22 protein-coding genes are annotated in these 24,623 nt (G+C 39.8%); 16 read left to right on the top strand and 6 right to left on the bottom strand.

The window, feature by feature from the left end; genetic code table 11:
- The first annotated feature begins 64 nt into the window (after positions 1-64).
- From AC07VK_RS20145 to AC07VK_RS20130, 4 genes are all read left to right on the top strand, one after another.
- Positions 65-397, top strand: a complete 333-nt coding sequence (locus AC07VK_RS20145; RefSeq protein ID WP_426327951.1) for a magnetosome magnetite crystal formation protein family — start codon at positions 65-67, stop codon at positions 395-397.
- A 22-nt stretch (positions 398-419) separates the two neighbouring features.
- Complete coding sequence (locus tag AC07VK_RS20140) at positions 420-896, top strand: hypothetical protein (RefSeq protein ID WP_492954481.1); 477 nt, start codon at positions 420-422, stop codon at positions 894-896.
- 88 nt (positions 897-984) lie between these two features.
- Positions 985-1,644: a suppressor of fused domain protein gene (locus AC07VK_RS20135; protein WP_492954480.1), complete on the top strand. Its 660-nt coding sequence runs from the start codon at positions 985-987 to the stop codon at positions 1,642-1,644.
- Positions 1,645-1,668: 24 nt separating this feature from the next.
- Positions 1,669-2,193, top strand: coding sequence for a hypothetical protein (locus AC07VK_RS20130; RefSeq protein WP_492954479.1), 525 nt, complete (start codon positions 1,669-1,671; stop codon positions 2,191-2,193).
- 41 nt (positions 2,194-2,234) lie between these two features.
- Here the strand turns inward: AC07VK_RS20130 and AC07VK_RS20125 are convergent, their stop codons facing one another.
- Positions 2,235-4,079, bottom strand: a complete 1,845-nt coding sequence (locus tag AC07VK_RS20125; RefSeq protein ID WP_492954478.1) for a helix-turn-helix transcriptional regulator — start codon at positions 4,077-4,079, stop codon at positions 2,235-2,237.
- Between the two features lie 230 nt (positions 4,080-4,309).
- Between AC07VK_RS20125 and AC07VK_RS20120 the strand changes: the two genes are divergently transcribed.
- The 6 genes from AC07VK_RS20120 (at position 4,310) to AC07VK_RS20095 (ending at position 10,783) form a co-directional block, all read left to right on the top strand.
- Positions 4,310-4,639 carry a magnetosome magnetite crystal formation protein family gene (locus tag AC07VK_RS20120; protein ID WP_492954477.1) on the top strand — a complete coding sequence of 110 codons (330 nt, stop codon included), beginning with the start codon at positions 4,310-4,312 and terminating at the stop codon, positions 4,637-4,639.
- Between the two features lie 9 nt (positions 4,640-4,648).
- Positions 4,649-5,176, top strand: coding sequence for a hypothetical protein (locus AC07VK_RS20115; protein WP_492963028.1), 528 nt, complete (start codon positions 4,649-4,651; stop codon positions 5,174-5,176).
- Positions 5,177-5,233: 57 nt separating this feature from the next.
- Positions 5,234-6,223 carry a hypothetical protein gene (locus tag AC07VK_RS20110; protein WP_492963030.1) on the top strand — a complete coding sequence of 330 codons (990 nt, stop codon included), beginning with the start codon at positions 5,234-5,236 and terminating at the stop codon, positions 6,221-6,223.
- Between the two features lie 80 nt (positions 6,224-6,303).
- The gene (locus AC07VK_RS20105) at positions 6,304-7,101 is read left to right on the top strand and encodes a hypothetical protein (RefSeq protein ID WP_492963032.1); all 798 of its coding nucleotides are present in this window, start codon (positions 6,304-6,306) and stop codon (positions 7,099-7,101) included.
- Positions 7,102-7,428: 327 nt separating this feature from the next.
- Positions 7,429-8,916, top strand: a complete 1,488-nt coding sequence (locus AC07VK_RS20100; protein WP_492954473.1) for a PhoX family protein — start codon at positions 7,429-7,431, stop codon at positions 8,914-8,916.
- Between the two features lie 73 nt (positions 8,917-8,989).
- Positions 8,990-10,783, top strand: coding sequence for a cytochrome-c peroxidase (locus tag AC07VK_RS20095; RefSeq protein ID WP_492963033.1), 1,794 nt, complete (start codon positions 8,990-8,992; stop codon positions 10,781-10,783).
- Between the two features lie 247 nt (positions 10,784-11,030).
- Here the strand turns inward: AC07VK_RS20095 and AC07VK_RS20090 are convergent, their stop codons facing one another.
- Positions 11,031-11,714, bottom strand: a complete 684-nt coding sequence (locus AC07VK_RS20090; RefSeq protein WP_492963035.1) for an arylesterase — start codon at positions 11,712-11,714, stop codon at positions 11,031-11,033.
- Between the two features lie 104 nt (positions 11,715-11,818).
- On the opposite strand from AC07VK_RS20090, the gene AC07VK_RS20085 reads away from it, so the two are divergent.
- Genes AC07VK_RS20085 through AC07VK_RS20075 form a run of 3 tightly spaced genes read left to right on the top strand, consistent with a single transcriptional unit; the run spans position 11,819 to position 15,619 of the window.
- A complete protein-coding gene (locus tag AC07VK_RS20085; protein ID WP_057934160.1) occupies positions 11,819-12,508 on the top strand; it encodes an ABC transporter ATP-binding protein in 690 nt (229 codons plus the stop codon).
- On the top strand, positions 12,501-15,035 hold the full coding sequence (locus AC07VK_RS20080) for an ABC transporter permease (RefSeq protein WP_492963037.1): 2,535 nt from the start codon (positions 12,501-12,503) through the stop codon (positions 15,033-15,035). Before AC07VK_RS20085 ends, AC07VK_RS20080 begins: the two co-directional genes overlap by 8 nt.
- 47 nt (positions 15,036-15,082) lie before the next feature.
- The gene (locus AC07VK_RS20075) at positions 15,083-15,619 is read left to right on the top strand and encodes a lipocalin family protein (protein WP_492963039.1); all 537 of its coding nucleotides are present in this window, start codon (positions 15,083-15,085) and stop codon (positions 15,617-15,619) included.
- A gap of 103 nt (positions 15,620-15,722) precedes the next feature.
- Here AC07VK_RS20075 and hxlA read toward each other — a convergent pair whose 3' ends face one another.
- Positions 15,723-16,355 (bottom strand): 3-hexulose-6-phosphate synthase, encoded by a 633-nt coding sequence (gene hxlA, locus AC07VK_RS20070; protein WP_492963041.1) that lies wholly within the window; start codon positions 16,353-16,355, stop codon positions 15,723-15,725.
- A gap of 31 nt (positions 16,356-16,386) precedes the next feature.
- Positions 16,387-17,016: a 6-phospho-3-hexuloisomerase gene (hxlB, locus tag AC07VK_RS20065; protein WP_493053046.1), complete on the bottom strand. Its 630-nt coding sequence runs from the start codon at positions 17,014-17,016 to the stop codon at positions 16,387-16,389.
- 205 nt (positions 17,017-17,221) lie between these two features.
- Here hxlB and AC07VK_RS20060 point away from each other — a divergent pair, with 205 nt between their 5' ends.
- The 3 genes from AC07VK_RS20060 (at position 17,222) to AC07VK_RS20050 (ending at position 19,800) form a co-directional block, all read left to right on the top strand.
- Positions 17,222-18,085 carry a helix-turn-helix domain-containing protein gene (locus AC07VK_RS20060; RefSeq protein ID WP_057934143.1) on the top strand — a complete coding sequence of 288 codons (864 nt, stop codon included), beginning with the start codon at positions 17,222-17,224 and terminating at the stop codon, positions 18,083-18,085.
- Between the two features lie 94 nt (positions 18,086-18,179).
- A complete protein-coding gene (locus tag AC07VK_RS20055) occupies positions 18,180-18,362 on the top strand; it encodes a hypothetical protein (RefSeq protein ID WP_057934142.1) in 183 nt (60 codons plus the stop codon).
- Between the two features lie 148 nt (positions 18,363-18,510).
- A complete protein-coding gene (locus AC07VK_RS20050) occupies positions 18,511-19,800 on the top strand; it encodes a gluconate:H+ symporter (RefSeq protein ID WP_492963045.1) in 1,290 nt (429 codons plus the stop codon).
- Positions 19,801-20,207: 407 nt separating this feature from the next.
- On the opposite strand, the gene AC07VK_RS20045 is transcribed toward AC07VK_RS20050, so the two are convergent.
- Both AC07VK_RS20045 and AC07VK_RS20040 read right to left on the bottom strand, forming a co-directional pair.
- Complete coding sequence (locus AC07VK_RS20045) at positions 20,208-22,655, bottom strand: outer membrane beta-barrel protein (protein WP_492963047.1); 2,448 nt, start codon at positions 22,653-22,655, stop codon at positions 20,208-20,210.
- A gap of 28 nt (positions 22,656-22,683) precedes the next feature.
- Positions 22,684-24,603, bottom strand: coding sequence for a M56 family metallopeptidase (locus AC07VK_RS20040; protein WP_492963049.1), 1,920 nt, complete (start codon positions 24,601-24,603; stop codon positions 22,684-22,686).
- Positions 24,604-24,623: the final 20 nt, after the last annotated feature.

Raw genomic sequence — 24,623 nt, 5'->3', positions numbered from 1 at the left:
TTCTTGGCTGATGGTTTAAACGCCCATAACTTTGAGTTATTCAATTCACCAAAAATTTAATCACATGAAACAGAAAACAATGGCTATTGTGGCCTACATTACACTAATCGGTTGGATTATTTCTTACCTGGAGTTTAAAAAATCAGCAGAAAAAAGTAAACTGGTTAATTATCACCTTGGGCAATCGCTCGGACTGATCATCACGTCTATTCTTTTAAGCATTCTGAGCAGTGTTATTTTAGCGATTATTCCATCTTTAGGCGCTATTTTTTATCTCATCTTATTAATTCCATTTGTACTGTTATTGCTTGGCATTATAGCAGCCAACAACGAACTGGAAAAACCTGTTCCACTCATTGGAAAAATATTCGAAGGAAAATTCAATTTTGCTTCTTAACATCAACTTAATAACGTCCCTTATGAAAACTAAATGGTATAACAAAACCCTAATCCTCTTATTATTGTTATGCAGTTTTAATGCAATTGCACAAAATGAGGCGCAGGCGGAAATTGAATTAAAATTAACGGATAAGGCCACCAATACCAGCTATAGCTACAAGCTTTATGGCGCTAATTATTCATTAAACAATCCTTTTTATAGCCAGGATGAAAGCAAATTGATTAATAATGGCAATTGCAGCATTAGTATAGAACTCGGTCAGAACCCTGACGAATTTTTACTTAAATGGGTGGCAGGGCAGCTTAAAAATACATCGGGCGTGATTACGATGGTAACCGTTAGCGACATAAAAAACCCACGTAAAATGACATTTACAGATGCGCAGCCTGCGGCTTCGTCTGAAAGCTTTTATATTACCAGCGGTAACACCGCTCCACAGATGAGCTTTTACGTAAAAACGCTGGCTATTGACGGCACTACGATATTTTCCCAATAAAGCAGCAGCCAACAGCAGAAAAACGTGTTATGAGAATAAATGGCAAAATCTTTGAAAAGCAAATACATCATTTAAAATGTAAAAAATTATGATGAACCCCGAAATTTATAAACAACAGTTTACCACAGAAGATACACCTGGATGGCAGGCGATAGATGATCAATTGGAGAAGATATATGGCAGTATGGAAGCACGCCATTACCCACCATTGTGCGGAATCCATTATGCAGCCGGTGGTACTGACCCGATAGATGGCGCCAGCATTTATGATAGCAGCCACCAAACCTTTCATCGGCACATGATCAGTTATGGTATGAGTGAACTGTATTATAACGAAGAAAAAGCTGGCGGAGAATTTAGCAAATGGGGTTTTGAATTTACGTTTAGACTGGTCCCATTCAAAGATGATGAGCATGATCCCATTTGGGCCATAAACGTAATGAATAACCTGGCCAGGTATGTATTCTCGAGCGGAAAATGGTTTGAAGAAAATCACTTTATCCCAGCCAACGGTCCCATAAAACTAAATACTGACACTGAAATAACGGGATTTGTTTTTGCCTTAGATCCCGAACTGGGGAAAATAGACACCCCTCACGGCGAAGTAAGCTTTTTACAGTTGGTGGGCATTACCAATGCAGAAGTAGAAGATTTGAAAAAAAGCCCTACAATAGGTGCTGTACAAGAACTGATCGAAAAACTGAAGAAGGACAATCCACTTTTAATTACAGATCTAAATCGAAAATAATTTAAAAATCCTGCGTAAACCGTTATGTTACAAAGAAACATCCTTTTAGTGCTTATTTTGGTCATGTCTTCTTGCCAGTCTAAAAAAGCAGTTCATTTAAAAACAGTTCTGGAGCAAAAGGAAAGGGGCGTTTTCAATATCATGCTGGGCAAAAACGGCCCTAATGAGCGGAAACTGAAGTGCCTGATTGTTGGCGATTTTAAATGTGCCCAGCAGGCAATAACCGACGAGGAACAGGCATTGGATAAAATCATCAGTGAAATAAATGCACTGGAAACAGGAGATATTAAATATGGCAACGAACTAAAAGCGGCAACAAGCAACTATTATAAGGCTGTTAAAGAATCCGAAATTTTTGACCGCTTAGTTATTGCCCAGCAACAGATCAGTCAAAACAAAACTAATACTGAAAAAATACGGGATGCTGCAATACACCAACAAGGGCAATTATCAAGGGAGAAGCTGGAAATGAGCAAAATAATCAGTAAAAAAGAGCAGGTATTGGCCGAAGTACAAAAACAGTTCAATTTGCTTAACCATTTGCACTAACCTGTTTTTCGCCCTAATAAACACTTAGAAAACCACAAGCTTTAAGTCATTTTCTGCAAAAATAAATTCAAATCCTCTTCTTTGTCAAGCCCCAGTTTTTGTTTAACACGGTAGCGGCTCATGCGCACACTTTTGGCTTCGATATGCATCAGCTGGGCAATTTTTTTGGTATCCATTTTTAAATGGAGGTAAGCACAGAGTTTTAAGTCAAGCGAGGTGAGTTTTTGTTGTGCCCTTTGATTTAGCAGAGAGAAAAATTCTGGATGTACCTGTTGGATCTGAAATTTTGCTTCCTCAAAATCGTTATCCAAAAGCAGCTCTTCATTCCAGATTTTGTTAATATTCAGTTGATGGTTGTCATTAAATTTTTCTTTGATCTGAAAAAGCATCTCTTTTTTATGCTCCAATTGTAATTGGCTGGCCATTACTTCTTTCTGTAACTGCTGTTGTTGACTTTCCAATAATTGCTGCTCCGCTTTTAACCTTGCCTGCTCTTCTTTTTCGAGTTTCATCTGCAATTCAGCATCCTGTTTTTCCAAATGCAACTGTTTTTCGCGCTGTAATGAATATCTTAACCTAAAATGGTAAGACCGGAACATAAATATTAGTCCCAACAGCGAAGCAATGACAATACCAATGTAGAGGTACTTTTGCTGCTGCGCATATTTTTCGCTCTGTTTTAACAGCCTCACCTCATTGTTTTTTTTTTCAGCTTCATACTGTACTTCTAGTTTTTGAGCATTTAAAGCCTGCCTCTGATCAAAAAGTTTACTATTGTATGCTGTTGCTTTTTTCTGAAACTCAAGTGCCTTTCCGTAATTGCCATTTTGCTCATAAAAGCTGGACAATGCCGTTACAATATTAATCAACGTGTAGTAATATGGCGCTTGCTGGTCTTTCATGATACTATAAGCCTCCTGTAAATACCCTTCAGTCATGGCCGTATTTTTATCTCTTTTGGCATATTCGCTCAAAATACCCAAGCTGCTCGCCCTAACCTCTTCCCCATTCAGCACTCCTCTCATTACCTCGTTGGCCATGCTTGCATACCGAATGGCATTTGCTTTCGCAGCCTGGTCCGTATCAGGAAAGTATTTCAAATAATAATCTGCACTATTGATGCAAGCCATAGCGTATGTTTTTCTGGCAACGTATTGGGGGTACTGTTTATAAAGATCTTGTACTTTATTTAAGTAGTAAATAATGCTATCCCGCTGTAATTCGCTCTTGGTTGCTACAAAATTGTAATCAGCAGCTACCGACAGGGCAATATAACAGTTGCTTAACAGGTTGTAATCAGTTGTTTTTAGTGCATTTTCAGTGGCCTTTTGGGCATATTTATTTACATTTTTTACATTGTCCCACCTCGTATTCAGTGCATATAACTGGTAATATATTTTAGCAGTAAGATAAGGATCGTATTTTTTCTCCAACATTTTAAGCCCCATCTGGCAATACTTAGTTACCAATTCATTATTGTCTATAGCATTGTAAAATAAAGCTTGCGCGTAATACGCATAAGCCAGGGCAATGGGCTGTTGTGCCTTTTGCCCAATAGATAAAGTGGTATAGCCCGTTTTTTTCAACAAAGCAAACTGCTTCGTATTTGCATAAACATTAACCAGCATGGCATATGCTTTTGTGGCTTCGGTAAAGTTCTTGAGTTTTATGGCCAAACTTACACTTTGTTGCGCCTTTGCAATTGCGGCTGCATAGTTTGCATTAATCCTATATCTTTCTGCCAATTGCGTAAGCAGGGCTGGTTTATCCCGCTCACTTAAATTATCGAGCGCTGTACTATCTAATAAGCTTTGCGCCTGGGCCGTGTAACCACCTATAACGATCCAAATCAAGAGTAATATGTTTTTAAAACCCAGATACTTCATATCGTAAAATTAGCATAAAGATTGGAGCTTGGGTAAAATTGTAGACAAAAGCCAAAAAAAACAAAAAAACATAAAACACTAATTAACAACAACTTAAAAATACTTGTAGATGCATTGTAGACGTTTTTAAAAAATACAGTAGATGTTTTGTAGGCGGAGAAATCTTTCAAACGGCCAGGTTTAATCTCAACTTTGACCTAAATAATTTTTCAATCTAAAAATCAGACATCATGAACAACAAAACCCTTTCAATCATTTCCTACATCACCATTATCGGATGGCTTGTAGCTTATTTCAGTGGAAAAGACAAAGCTGATGCTTTGCTTAAATACCACTTAAGGCAGTCGCTTGGATTGGCTATTGTGAATATTATTTTTAGCGTGGTTCTTACTATCATTGCCAGTATGGTACCCAGTTTATCATTTTTAGGCTTAATTGGATATGTATTTATCGTCTTGTGGATTATGGGTATTATCAATGCGGCCAATGGTGCATTAAAACCTGTTCCGCTTATCGGTAAATGGTTCGAAGACAAATCTTCATTTGTTGGTAAATACTAAAAGAAGTTTATGCGCCTCAACATCAAAAATGTCATGCTAATGGTGATGGTCTCGACCATCACCGCATGCAACCTTACGGTTAATACCCCTGAAGAATATTTTGACCAGGCAGCCTTAAATGCGAATGATATATCGCGTTTTGGCACTTACTATTTTGAAGGCTATCAAGAATACCTTAAAAACGTATCTGGTCCCGGCAAAGTTACCGGTTGCGAAGAATACCTGAAAAATTCGATTGCCAGGGCCGAAAAGAATTTGGAGAAAGTAAAAAAACTGCAGCCAACTCCAGAAACAAAACCCATGCTGGATGCTTCACTAATACTGCATAACTACGTTTTAACGAGTTACAAGGAGAAACATCTCAAAATAGCCAAAATGATAGACAAACATGAGCCCGAGGAAAACATTAACAGGGCCTTAACTGAACTAGATACCAAACCCTATGACGCATTTATCGAGAAATACAATAAGCTGTGGAAACTTGCAGACAAATACGCGAAGGACAATAACATTGCAGTAGAAAAGATGCCTTTTTAATAGTTACTTATCTAGTTACTCAATAATTCAGTCAATCAATACCTCAACCAGATAACCATGAGACAAGGACTTTCGATATTCTGGATACTTTACATGTTGTTTTTTGCCATTCCCTTCCCGATGTTGTTATATTACAACATTAAGAGCGACAACATGCCGAACCTGATGGAAAGAGATCCATGGTTATCATTAAGTTTGGTAGCAGTTTCTTTATTATTGTGGATTATTCTCTTAATAGGCTATTACCACAAATGGGTAATCCGCATTTTTTCGATAAAGCGCAATATAGAAAAACTCAAAAATACTGGTGAGCCGCGCGAGGCTAAAATTATAGCGGCTGCAAAAGTATCAAAACCTAATGCCGCTTATGATGCCTATGAACTCACACTTCAGTTTAAAAACTTGTCAGGTAGTGAAATCAGGCAAAAAACCACGATAAATGATTCAAAACCTTACGAACGCCGCTATGAGGTTGGTAAAACCGTGGGCATACTGTTGGATAAGGAGGCAAACAAAGTCCCTTATCTCATTTTCGCCAGTACAGAAGTGAGCATAAACAAAACCATAGTAGCGTTGGTTAACTTGGGTTGGCTCGCTTTTACCTGTATCGTTGCCGGCTATTTTGTTTATTCCTATTCCTCAGAAAGCGAAGGCATGGGCTGGCGTTTTATGAGCATAGGCCATCCGTTATTGGTTTGCCCTGCATCACTTCTTTTTTACCGGATTTTAGGCGCCATTATCCACAGCAAATTTTTGGGTAAGCCAAATGAATTGTTCCTGATCAAATTTAAAGGTATGCAGACAACCGCCAGGTTGATTAAGGTCAGCCAGACCGGAACCTTTATTAACGAACAGCCAATGATTAATTTTGAACTGGAATTTACAGATCAATACCATCATAAACACTGGGCGAATATTAAAAAGGTTGTTAACCTGCTCGATCTGGATATAACTAAGCTGGAATATGTATCGATTTTTTACCTTAAGGAAAATCCGGAGAAAATTGCTTTCGAAAAAGACCTGAAAGAAATTAAAGGAGAATTCTGATGATGAGCTTAAATAATATTTCCTGGCTTATCATATTGTCTTGCCTCTTGTGTTTGAGCTGCAAACAGGTCACAAAAAGTGTGGATGAAACCTTTCATCCAAACGATTCATTAGTTAAAAAATACAATAAAGAAAACCGTATCGGATCAAAAGGCGAATATACCGGAACCACTGAAACAACAACTTCTACACATCATCAGGAGAAATTTATAATGATAAACGGCGATACGGTTAAAACGCCAGAACTTCAGGACAAGGCAAAAGAACTTTTTCATGATCTGGAACGATTAAAACAAAAGCAAACACCAGCAGGTAGCAAGGAAATCCAAAAAAGGGTAAATGAATTTTTAAAGGATATGAACCTGCCTCAGCCAGGGGCAAAAAACAACAATACAGAAAAACCAGTAGCAAAAGCCAGGAAAGAGATGTTAAGTGCTTCACAATTAGCACAGGCAGAAGAGAAACTAAGGCAGTTGCCACAATACCGTGATAGAGAGATTGTGCTATATGAATCTGTGCACTTTTATGAAGATGGTTCCATTAAACTGGCCTTACAGCATCCCGAAAATCCTAAATATGTAGATGCATACCAATACAAAGATGGTTATTGGTCTAAGCCAAAACCTGTACAGGCCAGGAATATTGAGCGCAGGACCTTTCCTTTAAGTAAAATAAATTTTGCAGCTGCACAAAAAGTCATGCAGATTTATAACGATAAAGCCGCTCAGGTTGAAGGTGCAAAACCCACCTCGATGGCCTATATATCTATTTGGGATGATGGCATGCGTTGGTTCCCATCAACCATTAACGGCAGCCGCGAGCGTTATGACCTTCAGTTTAACAATGATGGAACGCTTAAAAGCTTCAGGCGGGAATGATATATATCAAGGTCGTCACCCTAAATTTATTTCAGGGTCCTCATTACAATAAAAGATGCTGAAACAAGTTCAGCAGGACGAAATCTCGAATCTACTTAATCAAATTCATTGCTTTCTTAATCCCGATCATTGTTGCGTAGTACTCTTTCGGACTTTAACTTACTTAAAATCGGGTATAATTCCCCGCCCTTTTATTTATTAGATCCCTTGTTAATTTGTTGATCAAAAGAACAATTCTAAATAGCATAAGGCAGTTTAGCTTAACATATACTTTAATTTCCGGAAACATAGCCCATGTAATTTTGCCTCAAACGGAAAACAAAAATTATGAACAAAACATTATTAAAGCAAAAGGCATTAGCCCTTGCTGTTGCCGCATTCGTTACTTCGGCAGTTGTGATCAGTGCCTGTAAAAAGAATAATGAGCCAGAAACTCCTGAAACCACTCCAGTTGCGCTTAAAGATTATTCGGTAAACCCTTCATTGGTAAAAACCATGCCCGGTTTCGAAAGCCTGAATATTACCACACTGATCAGCTCAGACGATGTACTGCCAGAATCACCAAATTTTATATTTGGCGCACAACCTGATGGAGCAGGAATTATCAAAAATCCAGCCGGTGAAGGTTTCATCATGATTAATAACCATGAAATTCTTCAATCTGTATCGAGAGTATACTTAGATAAAAATTTCAAACCTGTAAAAGGAGAATATATTGTAGATTCTGATGGCGGTATGACCCGTTTATGTTCTGCTACGTTGGTAACACCAGAAGAACATGGCTTTGCTAAACCAGTTTTCTTAACTGCCGGAGAAAGCGGTGCAGAATCGATGATCCATGCCATCGACCCACTTGCTGCAGCAGATAAAAAGAACAAACAGAGAACTGTTAGTGCATTGGGCAGATGGAGCGCTGAAAATGCAGTGCCGCTCCCTAAAGCATCATATGCTGGCAAAACCGTTATACTGATCGGTGAAGATGAAACCGATGGACAATTGGCCATGTACGTGTCTAACACTCAGGGCGACCTGGAAAACGGAAAGTTATATGTGATGAAACGCAGCAATAACGATCCGATAGAAACCAATATGGACAAAGGACAAAGCTATGATGTGGAATTTGTAGAGCTTGACAATGTAAAAAGCAGTACAGGTGCACAGTTACAGCAACAAACAATCGATAAAAAAGCTTTAATGTTAGCCCGCGTAGAAGATATCGATTACAGAAAAGGCAGCGCAGCAAACGGACGGGAAGTATATTTTACTGCAACTGGTGTTAGCCAGGGCGATAAACTTACACCGGTAAGTGGAAAAACCATGTGGGGCCGTGTATATAAACTGGTATTAGATGCAAGCAATCCACTAAAAGGTAAGTTAGAAGTTGCTGTTGACGGAAATGACAACCCTGGAAAGAGTATTGTAAATCCAGATAACCTTTGTGTAACCGAAAACTATGTATACATCCAGGAAGATGGAGATTCGTTCTACAAAAACAACGACCATGATGGAACCATCTGGCAATTTGCAATGGCTTCAAAATCGTTAAAACCGATGTTACAAATGAACCACCGCAGAACAGATGCGACCTTTAACGCTAAATACAACCCATCAAACAGTGTACAATTAAGTAGCTGGGAATATGGCGCGATGTACGATATCTCTGCGCTGACTGGTATTCCTGATACATTCATCGTTAATTTACACCCGCACACCTGGACAAGCGATAAATACAAAAATGCTGATGGTGGTACAACAAGATTGGTAAATAATAACGAAGGCGGACAAGTCGTAATCGTTCGCGGCGTTTCTAAATAACCTATTTTATTTCTTTATCCCTTTCGGCAAACGCCGGAAGGGATTTCTATTTTATTTCAACTCCAACCTCAGCATGTCTAGCCTTAAAAAAATTGTTTTTTTCATTGTACTGATTACCCTTACTACCCTATTATCCATTTTCTGCAAAACGGAAAACAGATCAAATGCAGAATTGGTAAGAGCAGATTTTGATAAACAGCTTATTGAATTTCAAAGTATTGTTGACCAAAAATTATCGATAGCCGTTCAAAACAGGGATGAAAAAGCAATTAAACAATCTTTTCTACAGGCGAGAATAAAGTACAAACAGCTGGAGTATTACATCGAATATTTTTTCCCTTCAACTTCTGTGCTGCTTAATGGTGCGCCGATTGATGAAATTGAACTGGGCGAAAATCTCATTGAAAATCCAACAGGCTTTCAGGTAATGGAAGAAATTATCTATGAAGCCCCAACAACAGAAAACAGAAAGGAATTAGAGAATGAGGTAAAAAAAATGCAACTCAACCTGCAACGTGTTAGCCGCTTTAATGAACAGTACCAGATTACCGATGCGCAATTATTTGATGCTATCCGTTTAGAAATTTTCAGGATTACCAGTTTAGGCATAACTGGTTTTGATACGCCAAATACCTTACAATCGATACCCGAAACGGCTTCGGCACTACAAGGAATAGCAAACGTACTGGCAAAGTATGAAAACGGCGCACCAGATAAATTGATCCCTTCAGCGATAAGCTACCTGGATAAAAATACCGATTTTGATCATTTCGATCGTTTAACTTTTATTACTGAATATCTTGATCCGATCAGCAAACACATCAATTTACTTCGTTTAGAAAAAAAAATACCAACTGCCGCCAGCGGCAGCGCGCTTCGCGAAGATGCAACAAGTATGTTCCAAGCAAACGCTTTTAACATAAACAAATTTGTAGGCAACAGTACCTTATTTATCAACGATGATAAAATTGCACTTGGAAAAATTCTATTCAATGATGCAGTACTTTCTAATGGAAATAACCGGAGTTGCGCCAGCTGCCATCAACAATCACTCGCCTTTACGGATGGTTTGACCAAAGCAGCAGGAATATCAAAAGGACAATCGCTACTGAGAAATACTCCAACTTTAACTTATGCTGGTTTACAGCGCGGATTCTTTTATGATTTAAAAGCAGGAACCCTGGAAGATCAGGCGCTTGATGTGGTTCATCATAAACAGGAAATGAATGGTTCACTAATACAGGCTGCAACGAGAATCAATTCATCAAAAAATTATCTAACCTTATTTCAAAAAGCATATCAAAATAAAACTACGAAAGCCGATCCATGGAAAATCCAGCATGCATTGGCTTCTTATATCCGTTCGTTATCTCCGTTTAACTCCCGATTTGACCGCTACATGCAGGGAGATAAAAAACAGTTAAATCAAGAAGAAAAAGAAGGTTTTAATCTTTTTATGGGAAAAGCAAAGTGTGGAAGCTGTCATTTCGCACCCTTATTTAATGGTACACAAGCACCTCTCTTTATTAAAAGTGAAGCAGAAGTTTTAGGCGTACCTGCTACTACAGATACCTTAAAGCCTAAAATAGATCCTGACCTGGGCCGATATGCCCTTTATGCCTACCCGCAATATAAACATGCATTTAAAACTTCAACCCTAAGAAACATCACCAAAACAGGCCCATATATGCACAATGGTGTTTATAAAACCTTAGCGCAGGTGATGGATTTTTATAATCAAGGTGGTGGCGCAGGCATGGGGATCAATATTGAAAACCAGACTTTATCTGCCGATAAGTTAAACTTAAGCAAACTGGAAATCAAACAGATTATTGCATTTTTAGGCACATTGGAAGATATTCAATAAATCGTATATTTCCGCGTCATCCTGAGTTCATCTCAGGATCTTATAGACTGACAGATCCTGATTCCGAATATTCGGGACAGTATAAAAATACCTGGTTTGGGAGATCGTCATTCCGATCGCAGTGTTCCAAAGGAACTCCTTCGGAGGAGAAATCTTAACCTTTCGGGAACATCGTTCAAAGATCTCTCCACTCCGCGTTGCTTCGGTCGAGATGAAGATTTTTTCTATCGGAATCTGTCTGTTTAAACTACAACAAATCCTTCAGCACTACCCAAACGTTTTCGGCAAGGATCTTATCGCCTTCGGCAGTTGGGTGTATGCCATCGGCCTGGTTTAATTTCGGAACACCACCTACCTTATCCAATAAAAACGGGATCAGGGCCATTTGGTTTTTCTTTGCCAGATCAGGAAACATGTTTTTAAAGTCGGTGGCATATTTTGCACCCATATTTGGTGGAACCTGCATACCAGCCAATACCATTTTAGCATCTGGGTATTTAGCTTTTACCCGATCAATAATTGCCTGAAGGTTTTTAATCGTTTGCGATACAGGCAACCCACGCAGTCCATCATTAGCGCCAAGTTCGAGCACAAAAATATCCACACGCTGTTTAAGCAACCAATCAATGCGCCCTTTTCCGCCAGCAGAAGTTTCGCCACTTAAACCACCATTAATTACTTTGTAAGGCATTTGTAAAGAATCGATCCGATTTTGGATCAATGCCGGGTAAGCTTCCGTAGGGTCGAGCCCATAACCTGCGGTTAAACTAGTGCCAAAAAAGAGGATATTCTTTTGCTCAGAGGGCACGGTAGCCGTTTTTTGGTCAGTCGAATCTAAAGTTTTATCGGTATTGCTTTTATTTTCGCGGTTTCCGCAGCTTAGTAGTACAAGGCTCAAAACAAATAGCCCCATTAATCGTTTTCGTAACATATCTAAGTAATCTATATCTAATTATCGTTTAAACCATTACCTTAACAGGCAGCGCCCGGTTATGTTTGGCCACAATCTATACGCAAACCCTAAAAATTCAGCTATTGGAAAGCATATTGAACATCCGAAATGTAAGCAAAATTTACCAAAGTGCCGGACGGGAACTCACCGTTTTGGATAACATTAATTTTTCGATAACAGCTGGCTCAACTGTGGCCATAACAGGTCCTTCAGGAAGCGGAAAAACAACCTTACTTGGTTTATGTGCCGGATTGGACAGGGCCAGTAGCGGAACGGTTGAACTGAATGGTATTGCCTTAGAGAAACTAAATGAAGATGAAAGGGCAGCGATCAGAAATCAATATGTGGGTTTCATTTTTCAGAACTTCCAACTGTTGCCCACTTTAACGGCACTCGAAAATGTAATGGTACCTTTAGAATTGAGAGGAGCAAAAAACATCCGTGCGCATGCACTGGAACTGCTGGATAAAGTTGGCCTTGCCGACCGCTCCCATCACTATCCTGTACAATTATCAGGTGGTGAGCAACAGCGCGTTTCGCTGGCACGGGCATTTTCAAACCAACCAGCTATTCTTTTTGCAGATGAACCTACCGGAAACCTTGATGCAGAAACCAGTGAAAAAGTGATCAAATTGCTTTTTGATTTAAACAAAGATGCGGGAACCACACTGATTATCGTAACACACGATCTTGAATTGGCTGCCAGAACAGCAAGGAGCATTAAAATTAAAGGCGGCGTAATCATTTCAGACGAAAATCCTACTTATGCCTAATAGCCTCCCAAAACAATCTATTAAGTTTTCGTGGCTGTTTAAAATGGCCTGGCGCGATAGCAGAAAAAACCGTGCACGTTTATTGCTCTTTATCTCATCCATCGTTTTGGGCATTGCAGCCCTCGTTGCGGTTTATTCGTTTAAAGATAACCTGCAAAAGGATATTGATGCACAGGCAAAAGAACTTACAGGAGCCGATCTGGTTTTAGATAGCCGGAAAGGTGTAAGCAAAGCGATGCAAAAAATGCTCGATACACTTGGCGATGAACGATCGCAGGAGAAAACCTTTGCTTCGATGATCTATTTCCAGAAAGGCGGAGGTAGCCGTTTGGTACAAATGAAAGCACTAGAGGGAAATTATCCATATTATGGTACCATTGAAACCATTCCGCTAACAGCAGCAAAATACTTTCAATCGGGAAGAAATGCCTTGGTAGATCAAACCCTGATGCTGCAGTTTAATGCAAAAGTTGGCGATTCGGTAAAAATCGGCGATCTCAATTTCAACATACTGGGCACTTTAACCAAAGCCCCGGGCCAAACCGGTATTGGTGCAAGTATTGCCCCTACGGTTTATATTCCACTAAAAACCCTCGATAAAACAAATCTGATTAAAACCGGAAGCCGGATCAACAATAAATTTTATTTCAGGTACAATGATCCATCCAAGATAGATGAATGGGTAAAAAAGCAGGACAGTAAATTAGAAAAAGAAGGTTTCGATGCCGATACGGTTGAATCGAGAAAAGAACAAACCGGAAGATCTTTTAAAGATGTAAACCGTTTTCTGGCTTTATCTGGTTTTATCGCTTTGCTACTAGGTTGTGTTGGTGTAGGTAGCGCTATCCATGTGTATATCCAGGAAAAGTTAAGCGCCATTGCTACCCTGAGGTGTTTAGGGTTAAAATCGCGTCATGCCTTTTTAATTTACCTTATCCAGGTCTTTTTTATTGGCTTAATTGCCGCTGTTTTAGGCGCAGCCTTAGGCACAGGTATACAATTTTTACTTCCACTGGTATTAAAAGATTTTTTACCTGTGGAGATCACCATGCAGGTTTCGTGGCCCGCTGTTGGTCAGGGGCTGTTACTTGGTCTGATCATCTCGATCCTCTTCGCCCTTCCTTCGCTACTATCCGTTAGAAGAATTTCGCCGTTAAATGCCATCCGGATATCTTTCGAAAAAGCAACTGGAAAAAGAGATCTGCTAACCTGGCTGGTATACCTGCTTATGGCGGTCTTTATTACGGCTTTTACGCACTTGCAGATGAAAACGTGGATACAAACCCTGGCTTTTACCGCAAGTATTGCCATCGCTTTTGTGCTGTTGATCATACTGTCTAAACTGTTGATGTTCCTGGTGAGAAAACTCTTGCCCAATTCATCCAGTTATTTATGGCGACAGGGTTTTGCTAACCTTTACCGGCCAAATAACCAAACCCTGATGCTTACCGTTTCTATAGGTTTATCAACTGCATTTATCTGTACCCTATTTTTTGTTCAGGGGATATTAATGAGTCGCGTTACGCTTTCATCAGGCGCTAACCAGCCCAATATGGTGATGTTCGATATCCAAAATACGCAAAAAGAAGGATTGGACAGTTTAACCAAAGCGTTCAAATTGCCGCTAATGAACCAGGTACCAGTAATTACCATGCGCATTGAAGAAATTAACGGGAAGAAAGCCAGTGCCGATACCAATAACAGAAGGGCTTATCGCAACGAAATCAGGGCTACCTATCAGGATACTTTAACCGCAGCAGAGAAAATCACGGCAGGCAAATGGACCGGAAAAATAAAACCCAATGAAACCGTTTATATTTCGTTAGATCAGCGTTATGCCCAGCAGATCCATGTGGAATTGAATGATAAAATCCTTTTTAATGTGCAGGGTATGATGATCCCAACAGTTGTTGGCAGTTTGAGGGAAGTAAACTGGAGCAGGATGCAGACCAATTTCAGAGTTGTTTTTCCAACAGGGGTATTAGAAGAAGCACCACAGTTTCATGTATTGATGACCAGGATACCATCGGGAGAAGTTTCAGCCCGTTTCCAGGGAGAAGTGGTCCAAAAATTTCCAAATGTTTCGGTCATCGATTTAGATCTGGTATTAAAACTCTTAGATGAGCTGTTAAGCAAGATCGGTTTTGTGATTCAGTTTATGGCCGGTTTTAGTATGGTAACGGGTTGGATTGTTTTAATATCTTCAGTATTAACCAGTAAAAACCAGCGGATAAAAGAAAGTATTTTATTACGGACCATGGGTGCAAGTAGAAAGCAGATTGTAGCCATAAACGCCATTGAATATTTCTTTTTAGGAGCATTTGCAGCAGGCGCCGGATTAATTTTAGCCATCAGTGGAAGCTGGGCATTGGCTAAATTTACTTTCGATGCAACCTTTATGCCTCCATTTATACCAACATTATTACTGTTTGGCTCAATTGTATTACTTGTGGTAATTACGGGTGTACTAAGCACAAGAAGCATTCTTAACCAACCACCGTTAAAGATTTTAAGAACGGAGAGTTAAGCAAACTAGATGATAACAACTTTGTTCCTTTTTAAAGAATTTGAAATATGAATAAAAGATACCCCATATTGTTTCTGGCTTTAGGCGTTGGTGTTATAGCGATCAATCTAATTTCTTGTGTGTCTATTCCGAAGGGAGCCACTGCTGTTAGGCCATTTAAAAAAGACAAATACCTGGGAAAGTGGTATGAGATTGCCCGAATGGATTTTAAGTTCGAAAAAGATCTTAATAATGTAACTGCCACCTACTCGCTTAAAGATGATGGTAGTATCAAGGTAGATAACCGCGGCTACAATTATGTTAAAAAAGAATGGAAACAGAGTATCGGTAAAGCAAAGTTTGTGAAAGAAAGCGACGAAGCGAGATTAAAAGTTTCTTTTTTTGGTCCCTTTTATGCAGGCTATAACGTAATCGAGATCGACACAGATTATCAATATGCTTTGATAGCTGGCAACAACCTAAAATATCTCTGGATTTTATCCAGAAACAAAATCATCCCGGAAAACATTAAACAGCAATATTTAAAAAAGGCACAAAGCTTAGGTTATGATACTGCTGCTTTGGTTTGGACCAAACAGGATTAATAGCCATTTTATTCGTGCTATTGACTCACCAATATCACCAGAAGTAAAATATAATCTGTTAGCATAAACCAAGGGCCTATGCTAACAGATTATCCACTAATAACTATGCAGCATCAATTGCTTCGCGAAGCGCTTTTGCCGCAGCAGCAGGATCTTCAGCACCATAAATTGCAGCACCTGCAACGGCAACTATAGCACCTGCCTGTATAACTGCGGTAACGTTATCAATATTTACCCCACCAGCAATAGAAACCGGAACACCAGCTTTTGCAGCCTCATCAATAAGCACTTGAATAGAATAACCTGCCGTCCATTGCTCATCTAAACCTGCGTGTAGTTCTACAAATTCAACACCTAATGCAGTAACCTCTTGTGCTCTTTTAACACGGTCAGGATAACCAATGGTATCTACGACTACTCCTTTTCCATGTGCTTTTGCCGCTTTAACAGCACCAATAATCGTTGCATTTCCTGCAGCACCCATTACGGTAACCAAATCAGCTCCTGCTTTAAATGCGATATCAGCTTCTAATTCGCCCGCGTCTGCAGTTTTTAAATCTGCAAAAACCAGTTTATCAGGATGTGCAGCTTTCATTGCCGTAATTACTGTAGAACCCATATTCTTGATCAGCGGAGTGCCCAATTCAATAATATCTACGTATGGAGCTACTTTTGCTGCCAATGCTAAGGCTTCTTCAGTTGTTAATAAATCTATTGCTACTTGTAATTTTGCCATGATTCTATTTTATTTATATTATAATTAATTGTTATTCAAGATTGGCGTGTCTATTCCATAATGTTTCTGCAGCTTGTCCGCTCAGTTTCCAAAGCGATTGAAAAACTGCATCGTTAAGTAAAAGCAAAAACTGCTCGAACAGGCTTCCTGCATACTGGGTAGATATTTTTGCACTGTGGTCTTCTTTTTCTGCTGCCGGTACCAGTACCACATGGCTGGCCAGTTTTGCCAGTAACGATCCGGCATTCGTAGTAATGGCTACAACTTCCGCACCTACCGCTTTTGATTTTTCTGCTGCCCTTACAATTGATCCGGTTGATCCTGAACCCGAGGCAGCAATTAATAAATCGCCGGCTTCAATTGCCGGACTTGTGGTATCACCAACATAATAAACAGTAAGTCCAAGATGCATTAAACGCATTGCTGCCGATTGCATGGCAAAACCAGAGCGGCCTGCAGCAGTAATAAAAATCCGTTTTGCCTGCTGAATGTGATATACAAAAGGGATCAACTGGTCTAATTCCATCTGTCTGGCCAATCGGGTATTCTCCTCAATAATCTTATCCAGGTTCATTTGCAGATCCCAGGCCAGCTGCTGGTTATCAAGGCTATCTATCGCTAACTGGCTATCTGTATTTTCTACTGGTGCTTTTAAATCCATTTTACACGCGCTGTTTATTTGCCCAAAGGTATGACGGCTCTTTACAAGCATGGTTATACATTTAGCCACTTATATGGGACAATCAGGAAACATATCGCTGCAAAAGTCATCCATTAGCCATATTAAAAGCACTGTTTCCGAATAGTCCACCAGAATTATCCGTTAATCCAACCGATAAAAAATTAAGTGTTTAACTTTAACCATCATGAGTTTATTACCCGAAGCAACACATCTGGAAAAATCCATTATCTATATCCGCGATCTGAGCAATTGCCCGCCTAGCTATCTTAATGATCCGGGCAGAAAAGAGTTCTTCGAAATCGTTTGGTTAAAAAATGAAGAACCCTTACACGCGCTGCAAGCATCAGAATTCGACAGTAAAGGAGACTGGATTTACCTCATCCCACCCTACCGTGTGCACCAGCTTAACAAAGCCGGTAAAAACGGTGTATTAATCTCTTTTAAAAGATCTGTTCTCGAAGGGGAAGAAAAAGAATTCCTCCTCGATCTGTTTAAGATCTTTAATGTTCAGGGCGAATTTTCCTGTTTAAGGCTAAATCAGGAAACCGCTGCTGAGCTCAGCAATATTTACAAATTAATTGAGGATGAATACCAGAAAGCAGGCAATACTTTTATTATTACCAAGGCGCTGCTAAAAGTATTTCTATTAAAACTGATCCAGGTAAAAGAACACGAATTTACCAGCCATGATGTACAGCAAAAAAGAGTTTACGAATTTTTGATGTTACTCGAAAGCAATTACCAGCAGGTTAGGAATACCGATTTCTATGCCGGTAAAATAGGCATCAGTTCCAAAAGGTTAAATCAGATTTTAAAAGAAAAACTAAACAAAACAGGAATGCAGATCATCCACGACCGCATCATCCTGGAGGCCAAAAGGAAAATCATCCATAGTGCGCATACCATCAAAGAAATTGCATACGAACTGGGATTTTCAGACCGACCTTATTTTAGCCGTTTCTTTAAAAAACAGACGGGCCAAACGCCCGAAGAATTTCAAAAAGAGGCAAGAAACCACATCGAATCAAAATTTAATACACTGGTCTAAATAATTATAGCTTCTGAATTTGATTTTAATTAGGCAGTTCCTGTTTAAGTTTTTCTTTTATGCAGCTTTTGGCAAATTATAATACTTTTACATCATGATCAGATTAAACAGTGATACACCAAGCGATATTCTTCAGGATGTGAAAATCGGCGATATGGTAACCGATACCTTTAGCAAAACCGGCCTCGTTGAAAATATAGAAATTAGTGATGATGGCCTGTACCGGGTTTATGAGTTTCATCTTGTTACCGGCAGAACCATTACCGTTAAAAAGTAAAAAGCGCTAAAAGTGAAAATTAACCACTACCTGTCCCGATTTTCGGGAGATAAAAAGGATAGGCACAGATAATTATTAAAATCAGTGTTTATCTGTGTGCATCTGTGGTAAAAGCTACATTTAATCACATTACCTAAACCCTAACCAAATGTCATTATTTATTCTACTCTTCGGCATCCTGTTGCTTTTCGTACTGATCTTGAAAAAGATCAACCCAATGATTGCCCTAATTGCTGTGGCGATTATTACAGGTCTTTTATTGGGCATGCCTGCCACAAAAGTAATGACCTCTATCAGCAATGGTATAGGTAGCACGCTGGGCAGCATGGTAATGGTTTTGGCACTCGGTGCGATGATGGGCAAATTAATTGAAGATAGCGGATCGGCAAAAAAGATTGTTTTCATATTGATCGGCGCTTTTGGCAAAAAGAACATCCAATGGGCCGTGCTGTTAACCGGTTTATTGGTGGGGATTCCCTTATTTTACAATGCAGGTTTCGTGGTGTTAATCCCCTTGGTTTTTGCCATTTCTGCCACAACAGGATTATCAAAATTGTATATTGGCATCCCAATGGCTACAGCCCTTTCGGTAACACATGGTTTTTTACCACCCCATCCTGGTCCGGTTGCTTTGGCTGGCATATTCCATGCCGATATTGGTAAAACATTAATTTATGGTTTAACTTTAAGTGTACCAATTGCGGTTATTGCCGGAATCTATTTTCCACGATTGATTCTCAAACGCGATCAATCGGTAACTGTTCAGCACTTCAGTATCAACGAAGAAGAAAACCTTCCTTCTGCTTCAAGGAGTTTCATTACTGCATTGCTGCCGGTATTTTTAATTATCGCGGGAACCATTGGAAGTAGTTTTAAATTCGATTATATCGGCAAACCGCTGTTTATATTTTTAGCCGATCCTACCGCGGCCCTATTAATTTCGGTTATTATTGCTTTAGCGGTTCAGAAAACTTCCATTACAAAAGCAATGGAATCGTGTGCCGAAGGTGTTAAAAGTATTGCAATGATTATCCTCATTATTGCAGCAGGCGGTGCCTTTAAACAGATTTTGATTGATAGTGGTGTGGGCGAAACTGTAAAACAGCTTACTGGTGACCTAAATTTATCGCCATTATTACTCGCATGGTTAATCACCGCATCGCTTAGGGTAACCCTGGGATCAGCAACAGTGGCCGCACTAACCGCTTCGGGTATGGTATTGCCGTTAATTGGCCCGGGAACTCCGCCAGAGTTAATGGTTTTATCGGTCGGCGCGGGGAGTTTAATGTTTTCTCATGTAAACGATACAGGTTTCTGGATGTTTAAAGAATACTTTAACCTTAGCCTTAAAGAAACTTTTAGCACCTGGACCATGATGGAAAGCCTGGTTTCTGTTTTAGGGCTTATTGGGGTGCTGGTGTTGAATCAGTTTGGATAGGAAAATGAGTTGTCAACTTTTAATAGCCATGTCGCTGGTAAGTTGACAACTCTTATCAAGAGCCTATAGATCCTCCATTATATTCCGCTCCCAATTAGGTAAAGACCAATTGGTAAGATTTTTTTGAAAAGCAATTACAGCAGCTTTAGATGAAAAAGCCCCGCTCTCCGTTCTTTTAGATGAAGAATCGAAACCACTTCGATCGGGTTTAGGGGCCTAAATAGTACTGCTATCCTGAGTAAAATAAACCCGACCGACAGCGTTATCCTGATTCCTGCTATCAGGATTAAGCAAAGGGCGGGACTAGCGGAACCTAAGCACCACAGGCACTGCTTTCCAAAAAAATAGTCAACGCTACAGATCCCTCCATTTCGCTGCGCTTTCATTCGGGATGACGAATTGTTCCATTAGTTCTTCACCCTGTTCTTTTCTGCATCGGCACCAGAAGACTCGTGTTTAGCCGGCGAAGAAAAAGCTTTACCAAAACGGTAACTATAACTCACTACAACCGATCTCGAATCCTGACGGTTAACCCAGTTTGCTTCTGTATTTGCCAGATTATTGATTATACCATTATAAATACGGGTTCTGAAAATATCGTTAGCGGTTAACTTCAACGTACTTTTTGCTGAAAGTTTTTTCTGCACCGCTGCACCGAACTCATGTACTTCACCCAATAAAAATTGCACATTAGATAGTTTACTCTGGTAACGCATATTTACCTCTGCATTCCAGGTCGGACTGATTTTGAACTGCAAATTCGGATTCGCCCTTAAATAACTTCCATTAGTAACCAAAAAACCTGTATAGAAATCTGTTTTTGAAATTATTTTTGCATACTCAACATAAGCATTCAGTTTAACCCATTCGGTGAGGTCGATATCTGCATTTACCGAAACATTGGCCACTCTTGTTTTGCCCACATTTGCTGGTCTGCTGTAATAGGTGCCATTTAAAATTTCGATGGTTTCGTTCACCTCATCCCGCCCCCAGCTGTAGCCAAATGTTGTGGTAATCTTATTTTTATAAGTATGAGAAAGTTCGATACTTTGTGTAAAAGAAGGCTTTAAAAAAGGATTGCCAACATAATAAGTAAACTTATCCAAAGGAGAAAAGAATGGATTAAGATCTTGATAATAAGGACGATCAATCCTTCTTCCATAATTCAGTCCCAGTTGATTGTTCCCTGCAGTATCGAGTTTGTAGGAGAAATAAAGCGTTGGAAATAAACTGTTATAGGTTCTTTTAAAACTCGAATCGGGTTTGATCAGATTGCCCAACTGATGCCCGTTAGAAACCGTGTTTTCGTACCTCAAGCCGGCCTGAAGCGAAAACCGCTTCCCTTCCCTGCTCATATTCAGGTAAACCGCATTGATATTCTCCTCATATAAAAAGTGATTGCTCTTTTCATAATCGGCACTGGTTTTCCCGTTTGCGGTATTAAAGTAATCGGCAATATTATCCGTTTTGGTATAAGCGGTTTTAACTCCTGCATCCAGCTTCCACTTATTTTCCAATGGATGCGAATAATCCATTTTAGCAGTATAAATATCAATATTTGAAGGTAGGTTACCTGTTAAAATATCCTGATATTTTAAGGATCCGCCAGGCAGATAACTGAAGTTGTAATAAGTCTGGTCGGTTTGATTTCGATAAAGCAGATAATCCGCATCGAAGGTCAATTCCCGACCTGCCTGCTTAAATTTGTGCCTGTAATTTAAATTTACACCTGCATTCTGATATTTGATCTGATCGATATTTTCAGCCCTTATTACCGAATCTAACTGCATTGAAGCATTAGACAGATTACTGGTATTGTTGTTTACCTGTTTCGAAATCCGGTTCATTCCGGTAAGTACCACTCCCCAGGTAGTTTTCTCAGAAGCATAATAATCAAGTCCGGTTTTTAAATTAAAAGTATTGCCGTGCCTGCGGAAATAAGAATTCTGATTAAAGTAGGATTTGGCACTACCATCAGCATTTTTATATTTCCGGTTGAGATCAAGATCGGTAAAACTATTGTTAAGGTTGTAGCTCAGGTTACCAAAAACATTAATCTTATCCTTGCGGTAATTAAAGTTGAAACTGTTGTTCGAGCGACTTAATTTGCCTTGATTTAAACTCAGATTAATCCCTCCATTAAACCCAGCGGTTTTGGTTTTCTTGGTTTTGATATTAATTACGCCTCCATTTCCTGCAGCATCGTATTTGGCAGGTGGATTGGTCATCAGTTCAATCTGATCAAGCGAAGAGGAAGGCAACGAACGCAGGTAATTATCCAGGTCGGCGCCCGATAAATAGGTTGGTTTATCATCGATGAAAATAGCCACTCCACTTTTACCTTTGAGCGAGATTACCCCATTCTGATCTACATTTACCCCTGGCGATTTACTCAGCACATCCAAGGCAGTTGTGCCTGCATTCGAGATCAAGGCATCAACATTGACAACAGTACGGTCTATTTTCCGCTCTACGAAAGCCTTTTGCCCCGAAATATTTACCTCTTTCAAATTGGTCGCTCTAGCAGTGATCTTAATATCTGATAGTTCAATAACGGCATGGCTGGCTGATAGCACCAACGTATCGGTTTGATATATTGGCGATCCGACTACCGATATTTTAATCAGGTATTTTCCAAAGCTGAGCTTATCGAAACTAAACAGTCCATCCTTTTCGGTGAAAGTTGTTTTAACCAACGCCGAATCTTTAAGCAGTGCAGCAGTGGCAAATTCTATATTTTTTCCATCGGCATCCAATACACGACCATAAATTCTGGATGGAGGAGTTTGGGCTTGAGCAAAGGTAAGGGCAATATTCATCCATATGGCTAAAAAAGCCATGAGCTTAAATTTCATGATGTGAATTGGATTAGCGCTTTAGAACTTAGTTTTTGTTGTTTTCTATCAGGAAATTATACATCAGCGAATGATTTTCGTTCTTCAAAAACCTTTGCTTGTATTTCTTCTGCACATCAGCATTTTGCTTTACGCCATTTACAATTAAATCGTCTTTATTGAGCTTGTACGATAATTTATTGGTGCTGTTAATAATGCCGTCTTTTATCAATTCCTGATTGATTTCGTTGGTATAATCGTGACCATCTCCGTTGGTTACGGTTTTCGAGGTAACCGTACGCTGCACACCTGTTCGGGTACTTGTTTTTGGGTTATATACAGGTGGCGTTGGGGGTGTAGGTGGAGCTGATGGAATACTTGGAGTTGGCGGAACTGGAGGTACCGATGGTACAGCATACGCTGCACGGGGTGCCCTTGGTGCTCTAGGTGGGCGCGGCGGACGTGGTGCTCTTGGTACACGTGGACCATCGCCACCTTTATTCTCTTGAACCCATTTAGCGTCTTCCTTTGCCCATTTATCAACTTCCTTTGTCCATTTGAGATCTTCCTTGGCCCATTTGGCGTGTTCCTTTGCTAATTTAGCATCTTCTTTAGCAAGTTTCTCATCCGCTATTCTCAGTTTTTCGTCGGCAATTCTGGCTTTAGCATCTTCTCTCCGCATTCGCTCATCCGCTATTGCCTTTCCAGCATCGTCTTTTCTGGCCTGCTGATCAGCAATTCTTGCCTTTACATCTTCTGCTGTTTCGCTGCTTTTGCGTTTTTCGTTTAACTGTTTCAATTGACGATCCATTTTCGAATTGATTTCCTTTTCCAATTGATCGGCAGATTTCCCTTCAACAGGTTTAGCTTTTTTTGCTGTATCCTGTAAAACTTGTATTGAAGTAGATATTTTTTTTCTGGTAACCGTTTTTGCATTGCCCACGCTTTTAAAGGCGGCACTGCAAACCACAACCGATACCAGGGCGATGGTTAATATTGTCTTTTCCATTTTGTTTAAAGTTGAATTGGTGTTGAATAACATCCTGCTTGCTCTATGCAGCAGGCTACCATTCTTACCCGTTATCGCCATGGCATAAGCAGGTGCACGCTGCTTAAACTCCTGACAGAATATGAGGGCCTGAACGTAGTTTTTGCGATCGCTTACACAGGTAATGGCCAAATCATCACAGCAATGTTCGCGTTCTGTTTTTATTAATTGTGATACCCAAAGTACCGCTGGGTTAAAGAAGAAAACGATTTCGATAAAACTTTGTAATAGGTTTACCAGGTAATCTTTGCGTTTAATGTGCGCCAGTTCGTGAGAAAGAATCGCCTCAACTTCTGCATTTGACAGGCCGGTAAGCAAACCTAACGGAATCAGAATTAAGGGTTTAAAATGCCCCACAACCATTGGCACCTGTGCAATACCCGATTGCATAATTTTAACCGATTGACTTAAACCTAATTTTTTGGCCAGCATAGCTAACTTTTCATCCCACTGTTTACCTGCAGCATAGGTTTTATGTTTACGCAAATGGTATACACCATTTAAACCTACCATTAACTGAATACTTTTTCCGCATATAATTAAAAACCAGATCAGTACAATCTGATAAGCGTATGCATTCCATAGCGAAAGAATTTTGTTCAGTCCCGAATACATATCATGCTGAACGTTTGCTATTACAGGCTGATCGGTAGTCCCGCTGGGAAGATTAATGACGACCGTAGTACCAACAGGCTTTTGCAGTTCTTTGTAAAAGGTGAAGAATATGGCCACAACAAACAACGCTAAACATATGGTAAGCATATTATAGCGCAGTGCAGCGCTCGCTTTTCGGGCACTAAACATAACCAAGCCAGCAAGCAAGGCCAATATTACCCCAAGCCATAGCGAGTGGAACAGCGTAGCACCAAGGGCATGAAGCCAGTTTTCGGGCAAAAGGTTAATTAACTTAAATTCCATCATTGTGGTTCTTTAGAATCTGA

This window comes from Pedobacter sp. GW821-FHT01D05, assembly GCF_059422505.1.
This window is presented reverse-complemented; position numbering and strand designations above follow the sequence as displayed.

Excerpts from the sequence above, each read along its gene's own strand:
- AC07VK_RS20145 (WP_426327951.1), top strand. The coding sequence starts at position 65 with ATGAAACAGAAAACAATGGCTATTGTGGCCTACATTACACTAATCGGT.
- AC07VK_RS20140 (WP_492954481.1), top strand. The coding sequence starts at position 420 with ATGAAAACTAAATGGTATAACAAAACCCTAATCCTCTTATTATTGTTA.
- AC07VK_RS20135 (WP_492954480.1), top strand. The coding sequence starts at position 985 with ATGATGAACCCCGAAATTTATAAACAACAGTTTACCACAGAAGATACA.
- AC07VK_RS20130 (WP_492954479.1), top strand. The coding sequence starts at position 1,669 with ATGTTACAAAGAAACATCCTTTTAGTGCTTATTTTGGTCATGTCTTCT.
- AC07VK_RS20125 (WP_492954478.1), bottom strand. The coding sequence starts at position 4,079 with ATGAAGTATCTGGGTTTTAAAAACATATTACTCTTGATTTGGATCGTT.
- AC07VK_RS20120 (WP_492954477.1), top strand. The coding sequence starts at position 4,310 with ATGAACAACAAAACCCTTTCAATCATTTCCTACATCACCATTATCGGA.
- AC07VK_RS20115 (WP_492963028.1), top strand. The coding sequence starts at position 4,649 with ATGCGCCTCAACATCAAAAATGTCATGCTAATGGTGATGGTCTCGACC.
- AC07VK_RS20110 (WP_492963030.1), top strand. The coding sequence starts at position 5,234 with ATGAGACAAGGACTTTCGATATTCTGGATACTTTACATGTTGTTTTTT.
- AC07VK_RS20100 (WP_492954473.1), top strand. The coding sequence starts at position 7,429 with ATGAACAAAACATTATTAAAGCAAAAGGCATTAGCCCTTGCTGTTGCC.
- AC07VK_RS20095 (WP_492963033.1), top strand. The coding sequence starts at position 8,990 with ATGTCTAGCCTTAAAAAAATTGTTTTTTTCATTGTACTGATTACCCTT.
- AC07VK_RS20090 (WP_492963035.1), bottom strand. The coding sequence starts at position 11,714 with ATGTTACGAAAACGATTAATGGGGCTATTTGTTTTGAGCCTTGTACTA.
- AC07VK_RS20080 (WP_492963037.1), top strand. The coding sequence starts at position 12,501 with ATGCCTAATAGCCTCCCAAAACAATCTATTAAGTTTTCGTGGCTGTTT.
- AC07VK_RS20075 (WP_492963039.1), top strand. The coding sequence starts at position 15,083 with ATGAATAAAAGATACCCCATATTGTTTCTGGCTTTAGGCGTTGGTGTT.
- hxlA (WP_492963041.1), bottom strand. The coding sequence starts at position 16,355 with ATGGCAAAATTACAAGTAGCAATAGATTTATTAACAACTGAAGAAGCC.
- hxlB (WP_493053046.1), bottom strand. The coding sequence starts at position 17,016 with ATGGATTTAAAAGCACCAGTAGAAAATACAGATAGCCAGTTAGCGATA.
- AC07VK_RS20060 (WP_057934143.1), top strand. The coding sequence starts at position 17,222 with ATGAGTTTATTACCCGAAGCAACACATCTGGAAAAATCCATTATCTAT.
- AC07VK_RS20055 (WP_057934142.1), top strand. The coding sequence starts at position 18,180 with ATGATCAGATTAAACAGTGATACACCAAGCGATATTCTTCAGGATGTG.
- AC07VK_RS20050 (WP_492963045.1), top strand. The coding sequence starts at position 18,511 with ATGTCATTATTTATTCTACTCTTCGGCATCCTGTTGCTTTTCGTACTG.
- AC07VK_RS20045 (WP_492963047.1), bottom strand. The coding sequence starts at position 22,655 with ATGAAATTTAAGCTCATGGCTTTTTTAGCCATATGGATGAATATTGCC.
- AC07VK_RS20040 (WP_492963049.1), bottom strand. The coding sequence starts at position 24,603 with ATGATGGAATTTAAGTTAATTAACCTTTTGCCCGAAAACTGGCTTCAT.